Origin of the sequence: Agrococcus lahaulensis DSM 17612 (assembly GCF_000425105.1) — a bacterium.
GTDB lineage: Bacteria > Actinomycetota > Actinomycetes > Actinomycetales > Microbacteriaceae > Agrococcus > Agrococcus lahaulensis.
The window spans coordinates 29,802-43,402 of record NZ_KE384303.1 but is presented as its reverse complement, the minus strand read 5'-3'; the positions used below and the strand labels follow the sequence as shown (position 1 = coordinate 43,402).

General features: G+C 71.8%; 14 protein-coding genes. 7 read left to right on the top strand and 7 right to left on the bottom strand.

Features of this window, described 5'->3' with window-relative positions; all coding sequences use genetic code 11:
• Positions 1-40 precede the first annotated feature (40 nt).
• Positions 41-646: a hypothetical protein gene (locus tag H508_RS15655; RefSeq protein WP_035254699.1), complete on the bottom strand. Its 606-nt coding sequence runs from the start codon at positions 644-646 to the stop codon at positions 41-43.
• Between the two features lie 126 nt (positions 647-772).
• Between H508_RS15655 and H508_RS15650 the strand changes: the two genes are divergently transcribed.
• Positions 773-1,663, top strand: coding sequence for a hypothetical protein (locus H508_RS15650; RefSeq protein WP_035254698.1), 891 nt, complete (start codon positions 773-775; stop codon positions 1,661-1,663).
• 75 nt (positions 1,664-1,738) lie between these two features.
• On the opposite strand, the gene H508_RS0109585 is transcribed toward H508_RS15650, so the two are convergent.
• From H508_RS0109585 to H508_RS0109575, 3 genes are read right to left on the bottom strand one after another with little or no spacing between them, the layout of a single operon-like run.
• A complete protein-coding gene (locus tag H508_RS0109585) occupies positions 1,739-2,209 on the bottom strand; it encodes a cupin domain-containing protein (protein ID WP_026373892.1) in 471 nt (156 codons plus the stop codon).
• Positions 2,210-2,267: 58 nt separating this feature from the next.
• Entirely contained in the window at positions 2,268-2,993 is a 726-nt protein-coding gene (locus tag H508_RS15645; RefSeq protein WP_051223163.1) for a hypothetical protein, read from the bottom strand.
• Positions 2,993-3,172, bottom strand: a complete 180-nt coding sequence (locus H508_RS0109575) for a hypothetical protein (protein WP_156906053.1) — start codon at positions 3,170-3,172, stop codon at positions 2,993-2,995. Before H508_RS0109575 ends, H508_RS15645 begins: the two co-directional genes overlap by 1 nt.
• Positions 3,173-3,185: 13 nt before the next feature.
• Here H508_RS0109575 and hrpA point away from each other — a divergent pair, with 13 nt between their 5' ends.
• Positions 3,186-7,253, top strand: coding sequence for an ATP-dependent RNA helicase HrpA (gene hrpA, locus H508_RS0109570; protein WP_084155268.1), 4,068 nt, complete (start codon positions 3,186-3,188; stop codon positions 7,251-7,253).
• A gap of 84 nt (positions 7,254-7,337) precedes the next feature.
• A complete protein-coding gene (locus H508_RS0109565) occupies positions 7,338-7,682 on the top strand; it encodes a DUF6804 family protein (RefSeq protein WP_026373889.1) in 345 nt (114 codons plus the stop codon).
• A gap of 30 nt (positions 7,683-7,712) precedes the next feature.
• Here the strand turns inward: H508_RS0109565 and H508_RS0109560 are convergent, their stop codons facing one another.
• Both H508_RS0109560 and H508_RS0109555 read right to left on the bottom strand, forming a co-directional pair.
• A complete protein-coding gene (locus H508_RS0109560; RefSeq protein ID WP_026373888.1) occupies positions 7,713-7,913 on the bottom strand; it encodes a hypothetical protein in 201 nt (66 codons plus the stop codon).
• Positions 7,906-8,469 carry a hypothetical protein gene (locus tag H508_RS0109555; protein WP_156906052.1) on the bottom strand — a complete coding sequence of 188 codons (564 nt, stop codon included), beginning with the start codon at positions 8,467-8,469 and terminating at the stop codon, positions 7,906-7,908. The genes H508_RS0109560 and H508_RS0109555 overlap by 8 nt, the downstream gene beginning before the upstream one ends.
• Positions 8,470-8,623: 154 nt before the next feature.
• On the opposite strand from H508_RS0109555, the gene H508_RS0109550 reads away from it, so the two are divergent.
• Complete coding sequence (locus tag H508_RS0109550) at positions 8,624-9,826, top strand: MFS transporter (protein WP_026373886.1); 1,203 nt, start codon at positions 8,624-8,626, stop codon at positions 9,824-9,826.
• Positions 9,827-9,968: 142 nt separating this feature from the next.
• On the opposite strand, the gene H508_RS15640 is transcribed toward H508_RS0109550, so the two are convergent.
• Positions 9,969-10,742, bottom strand: a complete 774-nt coding sequence (locus tag H508_RS15640) for a DUF3800 domain-containing protein (RefSeq protein WP_245569498.1) — start codon at positions 10,740-10,742, stop codon at positions 9,969-9,971.
• A gap of 413 nt (positions 10,743-11,155) precedes the next feature.
• On the opposite strand from H508_RS15640, the gene H508_RS0109540 reads away from it, so the two are divergent.
• The 3 genes from H508_RS0109540 to H508_RS0109530 all read left to right on the top strand — a co-directional run bounded on the left by H508_RS0109540 (position 11,156) and on the right by H508_RS0109530 (position 13,569).
• Complete coding sequence (locus tag H508_RS0109540; RefSeq protein WP_026373885.1) at positions 11,156-11,980, top strand: aldo/keto reductase; 825 nt, start codon at positions 11,156-11,158, stop codon at positions 11,978-11,980.
• Positions 11,981-12,016: 36 nt separating this feature from the next.
• Positions 12,017-12,988 (top strand): TetR/AcrR family transcriptional regulator, encoded by a 972-nt coding sequence (locus H508_RS15635; protein ID WP_051223161.1) that lies wholly within the window; start codon positions 12,017-12,019, stop codon positions 12,986-12,988.
• Between the two features lie 92 nt (positions 12,989-13,080).
• Positions 13,081-13,569 carry a helix-turn-helix domain-containing protein gene (locus tag H508_RS0109530; RefSeq protein WP_026373884.1) on the top strand — a complete coding sequence of 163 codons (489 nt, stop codon included), beginning with the start codon at positions 13,081-13,083 and terminating at the stop codon, positions 13,567-13,569.
• The last annotated feature ends 32 nt before the right edge of the window (positions 13,570-13,601 follow it).

The following is a 13,601-nucleotide window of genomic DNA, read 5'->3' as shown; positions in this document are numbered from 1 at the left end:
AGGCGCGACCGCCGACGCGGGTGCCCTCGCGCGTGTCGCATCAGGGCGCTGGGAGCAGCTCGACCGACCCGGCGACCGCGTCGAGCTCGGCGTCGTCGACCTCCGCCTCGCCGCCGGAGTAGGCGATCGCGATGGCGTGCCCGTCGCGGTCGTCGACCGCGACGACCCACATGCCGTCGGAGGGGTCGTCGGCGCTGCCGAACGTGAAGTCGACGCGCACGGCGCTCGATGCGCCGGGCACCTCGATGTCCTCCTGCGAGAGGATGCGGAAGCGCTCGATCTCCGTCTGCGCCTGCGCGATGAAGACCGAGACGCCCGCCCTCGCGCCCTGGAAGCTGCCGAAGCCGTCGGCGATCGCGATCGCCTCATAGCTCGGGCTGTCGGTCGCCGCGTAGCGGAGGGTGAACGTCTGGTCGCCGCCGGTCTGCTCCCACTCCTCCGGCACGTCGACGGATGCGCGGCCCAGCACGCCGCGCTCGCTCGGCTCGGCGGGGGCGGCCGAGGGCGAGGCGCTGGGCTCCGCGGCGCCGCCGGTCGCCGCCGGCGTCGCCGCGGTGCTCGGCGCCGGGCTCGTCGACGGCTCCGGCGGCGACTGCATGCAGCCCGTCAGCAGCAGCCCTGCCCCCAGCGTCGTCGCGATCGTCATGCGGCCACGGCTCGTCAGCATCGTCGGCGCTCCCCTCGTCCCCCTCGACGGTAGCCGCGCATCCGCCGATCGCGCTCGACGATCGCACCCCGTGCCATCTCAGGCGGGCGCGCCTAGGCTGACCGCATGCACTACCTGCTCGGCCTGGCTGCCCTCCTGATCGGCGTCGTGATCGCGACCCGCCGCACGCGGCCCACGTGGTTCGTCGTGCTCACCGCCGTGCTCATCGGCATCGGCGCGCTGCTCGCCGTGCTGAGCTACGCGCGCGTCACCGACTCGCTCGGCCTCGTCGCCAACAATGTGCTCGGCTGGACGTACGTCGGCCTCTCGATCATCACGATGCTCTCGGCGGTGTTCGTGCTCGAGCGGCGCGGCGAGTTCGGCGAGGAGCTGCCGCCGCTCATCGGCGACAACCCGCTCGACGGCGACACCGACGACAGCGACGACCTGCCGCCCGGACAGCCGCACCCCGACTTCGCCGACGCCGCGGCCGAGCGCGCGCGCAACCAGGCTGGTGCCCGCAGCCGCGCCGAGGCTCGCGGCTCCGCGGGCCTCTCGGCCGGGCTCGCCGGCGGCGCGGGTGCGGCCGCCGCGACGGCCGCCGCCTTCGGCGACGGGATCGTGCCGACGGCCGACGAGCTCGGCTCCGACCCGGCCGCGAACCGCGGCGGCACCCTCGCGAGCGACGCGGTCGCGGGTGCGTCGACCGGCGCTGGCGCCGCGCAGCCCGAGGCGGGCACGCGCGGCGGCACGATCCCCGAGGTGCACCCCGGCGACACCGAGACGCCGCGCGGCTACTCCCCCGCTCCCGAGGAGGGCCACCAGGGACGCGACGAGGACGCCGACGCCGAGGGCGCCGGCTACCGGCCCGGGCCGAGCGAGGAGGCGCAGGACGGCACCGCGGTCATCGGCGCCGACCCCGACATCCACACGCCCGCTGACGAGACCGACGTCGAGGCAGCGCCCGAGGGACGCGCCGACGACGGAGACCGGAGTGACGCGCCCGGTCGCGACTGAACGCATCCGCTCGTCCTCTCGAGACAGCACGACGCCCGCCGGTCGACCGGCGGGCGTCGTCGCGTCGAGGGAAGGCTAGGCCGTCTCCTCGCCCTTCTCGTCGACCTCCTCGACCCACGACGGCGGCTCGTCGCGGCCTGCCTCCTCGTCCTCCTCGGCCTTCTCGGCCGTCTCCTGCACGATGCCCTGCGCGTGGTGCGTCGGCGCGTAGATCGTGTAGAGGCGCAGCGGCTCGTCACCGGTGTTCTCGACGTCGTGCCACGTGCCCTCGGGCACCTGGATGCTCCAGCCGTCGCCGACCTCGGTCTCGGTCAGGTCATCCTTCGAGGGGCCCATCTTGACGACGCCGCTGCCCTGGTCGATGCGCAGGAACTGGTCGGTGCCCTTGTGCACCTCGAGGCCGATCGAGGCGCCCGGCTCGATCGACATGAGGGTGACCTGGAGGTGCTTGCCCGTCCAGGCGACGCGGCGGTAGGCGTCGTTCTCGACCGTGGCGGTCTCGATGTCGAAGACGTTCGGCTTGGGTCCGTTGTCCTTGATGTTCATGCTCCGCATCCTGCCTGCGGAGGCTGGGAGGAAGCGGGGCGGTGGCCACCGGTCGCGTTCAGTATTGGAGGAGTTGCGCTCCTGTCGCTGGCAGGTCGGAACGCTCGCGATCGACGCGATAGCCGTGGAGACGGAGCACGTCGGCGGCCACCTCTAGGTCGTCGCGCACAGCTGACTGGAGCTGCAGCTTCCGCCAGCGAGCTCGTCCCGCCTGCAGGGCGACCCTCCACTGATGCGACGCGCGCACGCCGAACTCTTCGATGAGCATCTGCAACACATCCTCGATCGAAGGCCGGAAGCGCGTCCCGCCGAGTGGAAAGTGCAGAGCGCTCAAGTGAGGGACCGCGTCGGCAGTCTTCAGTCGCCGCCTCGCTCGCCGCGAACCGGATCCTGGATAGCCCATCGCGTAAGCGATCGCGTCTCGGTGCGCGTGAATCTGAAGGTGGGCTGCCGGGATCCCACCGTCCGGTCGCTTGACGAATTCGTACCTGAACAACGGATCAGCGTCCCATGCGCTCAGCACGTGCACCTCGGAGTCCTGGACTGCCAAGAACTGACCATGACCGTCCCAAGTGCACGAGTACCTGAAGTTCAGACGCATGAACGTCTCGCCGTCAGAGTCCGCCGCGAGCGGAACACCCGCCGGATCCGCTGGGCGAACAGAGATGCGCCCCTCGAGCACCGTCACCGACACCTCGTGTGCGGACCCGAGCGCGCCCTCGAGAGTCGCTGCGAGGTCGGCCGCGAACGAACGCGCCTCAGCCTCGAGCGCGGAATCGTCCATCAAGGAGCCAGGAGGAAATCCAGCTCAGCAAGTCGCTGAATCGCGCGGACCATCTCGGACGTCGTGCCGCTTGTCATGCTTCGGCGCCGAAGTTCCACGCGCTCGGTCGTCCCGAGCACAGATCGGATCTCAGCCTCGAGTTCCTGGCGCTCAAGTTCCGCGTCCTCGCGCTTGAGCATGTGCATTGTGACCATGGCCGCCTCCCCGGTTCGAAGCACAGTATCGGCCCTGCCGCTGACACGCTGCTCGACACGGGAGAATGGTCGGGTGCGCATCGAGTACCCGGCCGAGCTGCCCGTCAGCGACGCGCGCGACGAGATCATGGCGGCGATCCGCGACCACCAGGTGGTCGTCGTCGCGGGCGCGACGGGCTCCGGCAAGACGACCCAGCTGCCGAAGATGTGCCTCGAGCTCGGCCGATCGAGGATCGGCCACACGCAGCCGCGCCGGCTCGCCGCTCGCACGATCGCCGAGCGCATCGCGGAGGAGCTCGGCACCGAGCTCGGGCAGGAAGTCGGCTACAAGGTGCGCTTCACCGATCAGGTGAGCGCCGACACCCGCGTCAAGGTCATGACCGACGGCATCCTGCTCGCCGAGATGCACCGCGACAAGGACCTCGAAGCCTACGACACGATCATCATCGACGAGGCCCACGAGCGCAGCCTCACGATCGACTTCCTCATCGGCTACCTGCAGCGGCTCCTCCCCCGGCGACCCGACCTCAAGGTCATCGTCACGAGCGCGACGATCGACCCGGAGTCGTTCAGCCGCCACTTCGGCGGCGCGCCGATCATCGAGGTCTCCGGCCGCACCTTCCCGGTCGACATCCGCTACCGCCCGCTCGTCGCGGAGGCGCAGCGCGTCGGCCCGCAGGACGCCGACGACGACGGCGAGCCCGACGAGCCGGCCGTCGACCTCGACCCCATCGAGGGCATCGAGGCGGCGCTGCAGGAGATCGCGCGCGACGACTCCGGCGACGTGCTCGTGTTCTTCCCGAGCGAGGCTGACATCCGCGACGCGCAGGACCAGCTGCAGGGCCGGCTCGGCCCGACCACCGAGATCCTGCCGCTCTACGGCCGCTTGAGCGCCGCCGAGCAGCACCGCGTCTTCGAGCGCTCGACCCGCGCGGGCATCCGTCGCCGGGTCGTGCTCGCCACCAACGTGGCCGAGACGAGCCTCACGGTGCCCGGCATCCGGCACGTCATCGACACCGGCACGGCCCGCATCTCGCGCTACTCGGCGCGCAGCAAGGTGCAGCGGCTGCCGATCGAGGCGATCAGCCAGGCGAGCGCCAACCAGCGCTCGGGCCGCGCCGGCCGCGTCGCGCCCGGCATCGCGATCCGCCTCTACTCCGAGGAGGACTTCGACCGCCGCCCCGAGTTCACCGACCCCGAGATCCTCCGCACCAACCTCGCGGCGGTCATCCTGCAGGCCGCGTCGCTCGGGCTCGGCCCGCTCGAGGAGTTCCCCTTCCTCCAGCCGCCCGACCCGCGCGGCATCAAGGACGGCCGCGACCTGCTGCGCGAGCTCGGCGCCATCAGCCCCAAGGGCGACATCACGCGCATCGGCCGCGAGCTCGCGCGGCTCCCCGTCGACCCGAGGTTCGGGCGGATGGCCCTGGCCGGCCGGGATGCGGACGTCGCGCACGAGGTCATCGCGATCGTCGCGGGGCTCACGATCCAGGACCCGCGCGAGCGCCCGCTCGAGCGCCGCGAGGAGGCGGACCGCATGCACACGCGGTTCGTCGACCCGAAGAGCGACTTCATCACGCTGCTCGCCCTGTGGCGCTACCTTCAGGAGCAGCAGGCGACGCTCTCGGGCAACCAGTTCCGCAAGCTCTGCAAGGCGGAGCACCTCAGCTTCCTGCGCGTGCGCGAGTGGCAGGACGTCGTGCGGCAGCTCACGCGCTCGATGGGGCTCAAGCCGGACCCCTCCGGTCGTCGTCCCCGCTCGTCGAGTAGCGCCGAAGGCGCGTATCGAGGCGCGCAGCGCTCCGGTCTCGATACGCCGACTTCGCCGGCTGCTCGACCAGCGGAGGGAGCGTCGGCTGCTCGTCCAGCGGGTGGGGACGGCGACTGGCCGCCCGCCCGCATGACGGTGAGCGTCGACGCCGACGCCGTCCACAAGGCGCTCCTCTCGGGCCTCCTCGGCCGCATCGGCCGCCTCGACGAGGCGCAGAAGGCGCAGCACCCGCGGCCCGGCGAGCCGGGTTCGAAGCGACGGATGCGTCCCCGCGCCGAGTACGTCGGCGCACGGGGCGCGCGGTTCCAGATCTTCCCCGGCTCGGGCCTCGCGAAGAACCCGCCTCGCGCCGTCATGGCCGCCGAGCTCGTCGAGACGAGCCGCCTCTTCGCCCGCACCGTCGCATCCGTCGACCTCGCCTGGGCCGAGCCGCTCGCGGGCGACCTCGCGAAGCGGCAGGTGAGCGAGCCGCACTGGGAGCGCAAGCAGGGCGCGGCGGTCGCCTACGAGAAGGTGACGCTCTTCGGCGTCCCGATCGTCGAGCGCCGGCGCGTGCAGTACGCGCGCTTCGACCCGGAGCACGCGCGCGAGCTCTTCATCCGCCACGCGCTCGTCGAGGGCGAGTGGGACAGCCCGCAGGAGTTCGACCGCAAGAACCGCGAGCTGCGGCGCGAGATCGAGCGGCTCGAGGAGCGCCAGCGGCGCCGCGACCTGCTCGTCGGCGACGAGGCGGTCTTCGAGTTCTTCGACGCGCGCATCCCCGCCGACGTCGTCTCGACCCGCAGCTTCGAGGGCTGGTGGCGCAAGGCTCGCGAGGAGACGCCCGACCTGCTGACGATGACGCGCCGCGACCTCACGGGCGAGGAGCCGCAGGTCGACTCGCGCGCGTTCCCGACGAAGTGGCAGCAGGGCGAGCAGCGGCTGCGGCTGAGCTACCGCTTCGAGCCGGGCGCCGCCGACGACGGCCTCACGGTGCACGTGCCGCTCGCGGTGCTGCCGAGGCTCAGCCCCGAGGGGTTCGACTGGCTCGTGCCCGGCATGCGCGAGGAGCTGCTCACCGCGATGATCAAGAGCCTGCCGAAGCACGTGCGCAAGCACGTCGTGCCGGCCGGCGACTGGGCGCGCGGCATGCTCGCCGAGCTCCCCGACGAGCCGGCGGGCGGCGAGCGCGCGCGGTCGCTCTCGGAGGTGCTCGCGGCGCGCATCTCCCGCACCGCCTACGTGCAGGCGGCCGCGAGCGACGTCGACTGGGGACGCATCCCCGACCACTTGAAGCCGACCTTCGCGGTGGAGGACGCCCGCGGCCGCCGCCTCGGCCAGGACAAGGACCTCGAGGCGCTCAAGCGGCGCTTCGCCGGGCAGGCGCGCACGCAGGTGGCGAAGGCGGCCGTCAAGGTGACGAGCGACCTCGAGCGCGACGAGGTCGCGGGATTCGACACCGACCTCCCCGAGCACATCGACGTGCGGCAGGGCGGCAACACGGTGCGCGCCTACCCGGGCTACGCGGTGACGGGGAAGGGCACGGTCGGCATCCGGCTCGCATCGACCCGCGAGGCGCAGCAGCGCGACCAGCGCGCGGCGGTGCGGCAGCTGCTGCTCCGGCAGGTGCCGAGCCCCGCGCCCTACGTGCAGGCCAACCTCACGAGCGCCGAGAAGCTCGCGCTCGGCGCCTCGCCCTACGCGTCGACCGACCGCCTCTTCGACGACCTCATGCTCGCGATCATCGACGCCGAGCTCGGCGCGCGTCCGCCTGCGACGGTCGCGGAGTTCGAGGCGCTCCGGGCGCGCGTCGCCGACGGCCTCGTCGACCGCATGTTCGCGCTCGCGAGCCAGGTCGCGCGCATCCTGACGAGCGCGCGGCTCGCCGACCGCGCGATCCGCGACGGCGCGAGCCTCGCCCACATGGCGGCGCTCGCCGACGCGCGCGCCAACCTCGAGCAGCTCGTCTTCGACGGCTTCGTGAGCCGCACGGGGCTCGATCGGCTCGGCCGGCTCGAGGTCTACGTGCGAGCGATCGAGCACCGCGTGAAGCGGCTGCCCGAGACCGCGAACCGCGACCGCGCATGGATGAGCGAGGTCGAGCAGGCGACGGTGCTCTACACCGCGGCGGGCGGCACGCTGCCGCTGGCGCCCTCGGTGACGGATGCGGTGGCGAGCGCCGACGAGACCGGCAAGGCCGAGCGGCTGGTCACCGCCCGCTGGCTGCTGGAAGAGCTGCGCGTGAGCCTCTTCGCGCAGCCGCTCGGCACCGCGGGCCCCGTGAGCCTGCAGCGCATCAGGAAGGCGCTCGCGGCGTAGCGCGCTCCCCGCCGCTCCCCCGCTCGTCGAGTAGCGCGCGCAGCGCGCGTATCGAGACGCTGCACGGGCGTAGGTTTGGAGGCGATGTCCTCCGACCGCTACGGCCCCACCTTCCAGCGCAACGCCCTCGCGCCCGGCATCCTGCTCGCCGTCCTGCTCGTCGTCGCGCTGCTGCTGCTCGAGAGCGAGTGGTACGGCACGCTCCGCTTCGTCATCGCGGTGCTCGCGATCATCATCGGCTGGTTCGCGCTGCAGGCGCGGCATTGGTGGTGGGTCCCGGTGTTCGCCGCGATCGCCATCGCGTGGAACCCCGTGCTGCCCTTCGACTTCGCCGGCCAGGGCTGGGCGCTCGCCCACATGGCCGCGGCGCTCGTCTCGCTCGTCGCCGGCGTGCTCATCAAGAGCCCGCGCGTCGACGACCGGCGCTAGGCGTTCCACCGGCCAGCGCTGCTGGAGGAATCACGCGCGCTGCTTGGCGAGCTCGACGATCCACGGCTCGGTCTCGATGCCGCGGATCTCATCGGCCACGATGCGCGCTCGCGCCGCTGCGATGCGCTCCGCCTGCGTCACGATCCGCCCGGTGATGCGGGAGCGGTAGACCGTCTGCCGCTCTGGCTCCTGCCCGCCGGTGCCCGTGTCGTCACGCTGCTCGTCAGCCATGGTCGCCTCCTCGACCCATTGTGCCGCGGTCGTGCTCTGCGGTCGAGTGTGCATCGCCCTCGTCGGAAAGCCCTGCTCCCGACAGCGGCGAGCCGCTGACCGCGTCGTGCGCCTCGGCTGTGAGCGCGAACTCCGTCGCGGCGGCGATGATGTCGGCCTCGTGCTGGTCCGCCCACTCGCTGCGGCCCAGCGCCTCGAGCACGCCGAGCCCGATGACCGCAGAGCTCCCGCCCCGAGCGACCTCCGTGAGTGCCCACTCCGCCCGGGCCCACCACTGCTCCTTCCGCCGCTGCCGCTCGAGCTGCCGGCGATCCTCCTCCGCCTGCCGCCGGGTCGAGCGCGCGCCGTACGCGGCTGCGGCGAACGCGATGAGCGCGGCGGCGACCGCCGCGGCGCCGCCGAACCCGGCCGACGTGAGGAAGGTCGACCAGGCGAGCGCGTCGCCGAGCAGCGCGACCGAGAGCGCGCCCACGATGAGCCCGACCACGACGCCGAGCGCCGCCGAAAGCACGGCGAGCGCCCGCCGAGCGCCGAGCTCGTCCACCCTCCTGGCCATGCGCGGATCGTACGCGGCGAGCACCGAGCCGCACCACGGGAGATCGCACTCCTGTGGAGGAACGCGTGCACCCGCATCCGCTCTGTCACCGGCCGCGCAGACACCGCATCCGGCATGCACGTCCGCAGGATGCAACCCGTCGTAGGCTCTCCTGGTGCGCGCATACGGTGAGGTGCTGAGGGTCCCTGGGCTCGCGCGCATCATGCTCGCGCAGCTCATCGCGCGCTTCCCCGCCGGCATGTACTCGCTCGGCATCCTCATGCACATGGAGCAGCAGCACGGCTCCTACACCGCGGCCGGCCTCGTGCTCGCCGCCTTCTCGGTCGGCATGGCGATCGCCGGGCCCTTCGTCTCGCGGCTGATGAGCCGCTTCGGAACCGTGACCGTGCTCGTCACGACGGCGGTGATCTCGATCCTCGCGCTCCTGTCGATCGCGAGCTTCGAGATCCCGCTCTGGGGCGACGTGCTCGCCGGCGCGATCGCGGGCGCCGCGATGCCTCCGGTCGTGCCGACCGTGCGCACCCTCTACCCCCGCATGGTGCAGCAGCGCCTGCTCGCGCCGCTGTTCTCCTTCGACGCCGCGCTGCAGGAGATCATCTGGGTCTTCGGGCCCGTGCTGCTGACGCTGCTCGTCTCGCTGCTCGGCACCGGGCCGACGCTGCTCGTCACGATCGCGATCCAGGCGATCGGCGCCCTCTTCTTCATCCTCGCGCCCGAGGTGCGGCGCCTCCGCATCCCGCCGACGACGCGCAAGCTCGGCCGGGTGCTGCGCAAGCCCCCGGTGCTGCTGTCGGTCATCGTCTCGTCGATGTTCATCGGCGGCTTCGCGGCCGTCGAGGCGGGCGTCGTCGCGACCTTCGGCGAGGGCGCGCTCGAGGCGGGCATCGTGCTCGGCGTCTCGGCGCTCGGCTCGCTCGCGGGCGGCTTCGCGCTCGGCGGCCGCGGCATCACGCCGTGGTCGGTCGCGATCCGCCTGACCATCGTGCTGCTCGGCATGGTGATCGCGCTGCCGCTCAGCGACGTCGTGGGCCTCTCGATCGCCCTCTTCATCGCCGGCATCGGCACGGCGCCGGCGCTCGCGGCCTTCTCGGCGATCGTCGCCGGCACGGTGAAGTTCGCCGACACCCCCGAGGCCTACGCCTGGATCGGCACCGGCCAGCTGCTCGGCGCCGCCCTCGGCTCCGCGATCGCGGGCGTCGCGATCGACGCGAGCGGCGGCGTCGGCGGCATCTGGGTCGCGGTCGTCATGGTGGCCATCGCGGCGGCGATCGCCGCGATCTTCCGCCGCCACCAGCCCGACCTGCGGCAGGGCATCGGCGAGCCGCCCGACACCGCGCCGGTCGAGCTGCCGCGCTGATCACTCTTCAGTCGATCTGTGCCTCTCGGCGCTCGCCCGGAGCTTTCGCAGCGCATCATCCGGGATGCTCGCCCCCAGCAGCTGCCCGCCCGGGGTCGGATGCAGTGGACGCTCGGGGCGGAAGATGTCGGAGTGATTGAGGTCAGGCACGCCTCGGTTCCACAGGCGCAGTTTCGACTCGTGAGTGAAGGAGCCTCGCACCGCGTCGACAGCCCGCGGTCCGGTAACCCAGCGGTAGGGCGAATCGCGAATGGTCTGAAACTCGATCGCGCGGGTGACGCAGGCGGAGATCCAATCTGCGAACTGGATGTTTGCGCTCAGGCACACTGTCGACATGCATCGGCGGCTCGATGATGCGCCGCATCTCGGGGTGGCTGCTCGCACGCCCGAGGATGTGCGCGTACATGTTCGGCACGCGCTCGGACCGCTGGTTCTCGTTGATCTGGTCGATCATCACCATGAGATTTGATCCGTCCTGCGAGTCGGCATGCCGCGCGAGTCGGTTGAGCGTCTCCTGCATCGCGCTGGTCTCGCGCTGCGCGGTGTCCAAGCGTGTCTGAGCCGGTGTGCCCAGCGGCTTCTCGTGCGCGTAGTAGAAGAGATTGCCGCCGAACGAGCGCAGCTTCCTCACGAGCCCGTTGAACACGCGAACCTGCTGAGGGAACTTCGCGAGCGTGTCGGGTCGGAAGATCGATGACCCCTTGCGCTCCCACTGACCAGGATTGGAAGCTCGCTCGATCTCGGTCCGGAAGACCCGACGCTTCTCCTCGGTGAAGACGGTCCCGAATCGGCGTGCGTGCACCTCAGGTATGACGAAGCCCGCGTACCCGAATGCGGGGCTCGTATGGAAGCGCGGGTGATCCTTCGCGACGAACGCGCCGGGTTCGCCGATCTCATCGATGTAGGCGAGCAGCACATGCCGATTGTGCCTTCAACATGTGACCCAACGCAGAAACCCACGCACGAGGCGTGGGTTTCTCGAATCGGCGCGCCGAAGACTGTTCCACTCCTCGCTACCGCTCTCCACGATAGTCGACGCGCAGCCGCAGCAGCAACGGTGCGGCTGTACGCCGTGGAAGAAACCGAGGCCAGCTCGATCGCCACCATGTGGGCGGCTCGCTCTGCACCTCGGATTCCAGTCGTCATCGCAGCTGGCGATCGCCAGGATGTCCTGCCCCGCCTCCCCGGCTGGCACCCATGGAGCTGAGCCGAGCCGCGAGCCCGATCGGGCACAGCTGCGGGCCGGCACCCCGCTCGGCCCGATCGAGCTCGCGCCTTGTCCCTCGCGCGACGGACGCCTCGGACGACACCGCCTGCGATGATCGACGCGTGCCCCACTCCCTCGCGCTCAACGACGGCAGCAGCCTGCCCGCGCTCGGCTTCGGGCTCTACAAGGTGCCGCCCGCCGAGACCGCCGACGTCGTCGCCGCGGGCCTCGAGGCCGGCTACCGGCTGATCGACGGTGCCGAGCTCTACGGCAACGAGCGCGAGCTCGGAGAGGCACTCAAGCGAGCGGATGCGTCGGGTCACGACCGCGACGACCTCACGGTCACGAGCAAGTTCTGGGGCGAGGCCTCGCAAGAGCCCGCCGCAGTGCGGGCCGCGTTCGAGGCGAGCGAGCGGGCGCTCGGCCGCATCGACGTCTACATGATCCACTGGCCCCGACCCGCCCGCGACCGCTACGTCGACGTCTGGCGCACGCTCGTCGAGCTGCAGGCCGAGGGCCGCGTGCGCACGATCGGCGTCAGCAACTTCACCGCGGAGCACTTGCGCCGCATCATCGGCGAGACGGGCGTGACGCCGGCGATCAATCAGGTCGAGTCGCACCCGTGGCTGCCGCAGCACGAGCTGCGCCGCGTGCACGACGAGCTCGGCATCGTCACGCAGGCGTGGAGTCCGCTCGGCCGCTCGCGGGTGCTGGCAGATCCGGCCATCCGCCGCATCGCGGCCGAGCACGGCGTGACGCCCGCGCAGGCGATCATCCGCTGGCACCTGCAGAAGGGTGGCGCGCTCGTGCCGAAGTCGACGCATCCGCACCGCTTGCGCGAGAACCTCGACGTCGACGGCTTCACCCTCGGCGACGACGACATGGCCGCGATCGCGGCACTCGAGACCGGCGAGCGCACCGGCACGCACCCCGACGACCGCAACTAGCGACGCTACGACACGACACGACGACACGAGACACCCATGACGAGCATCGAGCCGCACGACGACTCCCCGCCCCTGCCGCACGCGCACGCCCTCACGTGGGGCGTCGCCGCGCTGCCGCACCGCGGCCCCAAGCGCGAGCTCAGCACCGAGCGCATCGTCGAAGCGGCGATCGAGATCGCCGACGCCGACGGGCTCGAGGCGGTCAGCATGGGCAGGGTCGCGGCCGCGGTCGGCGTCGCGCCGATGTCGCTCTACCGCTACGTCACCGGCAAGGACGACCTGCTGCTGCTCATGTTCGACGCGGCGAGCGAGGTGACGGTGCCGAGCACGGGCGGCTCGTGGCGCGAGCGCGTGAAGCAGTGGGCGCTGTTCGTGCGCGCGACCTACGACGCGCACCCGTGGCTCGCCGACCTGCCGCCGAGCGCGACGCCCACGACCCCCAACCGGCTCGCGATCCTCGAGGCGGGCCTCGTCGCCCTCGAGGAGGTCGACGCGCCCGATCGCATGAAGGTGCCGACGCTGCTGCTGCTGCTCGGCTACATCGCCCTCTACGCGCGCGCGTCGAGCGATGCGGACGTCGACGACGAGGTGCGGCGCGCACTGCCCGAGCTCGTCACCGACGAGCGGTTCCCGCTGCTGGCGCCCGCCGTGCGCGAGGGCATGTTCGAGCCGCAGCAGCCCGATGACGGCCGCGGCTTCGGCTTCGGCCTCTCTCGCCTGCTCGACGGCATCGCGCGCTGGCTCGAGCGGGGCGAGCCCGACGACGACGTCGAGCGCATGCCGGCGGCGATCGTCGCCGACAAGCAGGTGCGCGAGGCGGCGAAGGCCGTCGCCGAGGCGCGCGAGCAGCTGCGGCGCGCGGAGTCGAAGGCCGCGGATGCGGTGGCGAAGGCGACCGAGCGGCTCCTGGCCGCCGAGGCCAAGGCCGAGGCCGCCGAGGCGAAGGCGGCCGCGAAGGCCGGGGCGAAGGCGGCGAAGGCCGAGGCGAAGCGCTCGAAGCGCGACTGACCCGTCGCTCGTCCCGCGCATCGGAAGCGCAGCCTGGAGCCTGCCAGCGCACCGTGCCACAATGTCGGAGTACGCCGACACTGGAGGGTCGAATGCTCGACAGCGAGAGCCTGGGCAGGCGTCTCCGCGCTCTGCGAACCAGTCGAGGCCTCTCCCAGCGCGAGCTTGCACGGCGCGCCGGCATCGCTCGCTCGAGCATCATCGATCTCGAGCAGGGCAAGCAGACGCTCGAGCTCCGCACGCTCATCGCGGCGCTGAACGCGCTCCGCCACGACGTCGATCTCGTCTCGGATGTGCGTCCGTCCGAAATCCTCGCGGAGCGGAAGCAAGACATCCTGCGGGCCGCAGCCGCGCACCGCATCAGCCATGTACGCGTCTTCGGGTCCACGGCGCGCGGCGACGACGATCGCGAGAGCGACATCGACCTCCTCGTCCACACCCCCGACGACATGCACCCGGGCGAGCTCGCCGCGTTCGAGGCCGAGATCGAGCGTCTGACCGGGTTCGACGTCGACGTGCTGTCCGACAAGCTCGCGGGCGCCAAGTACGACGAGATCCGCGCGTCGGCGGTACCGCTGTGAATAGAGAGGCGCGCGAGCGAGGCCGACGAAGC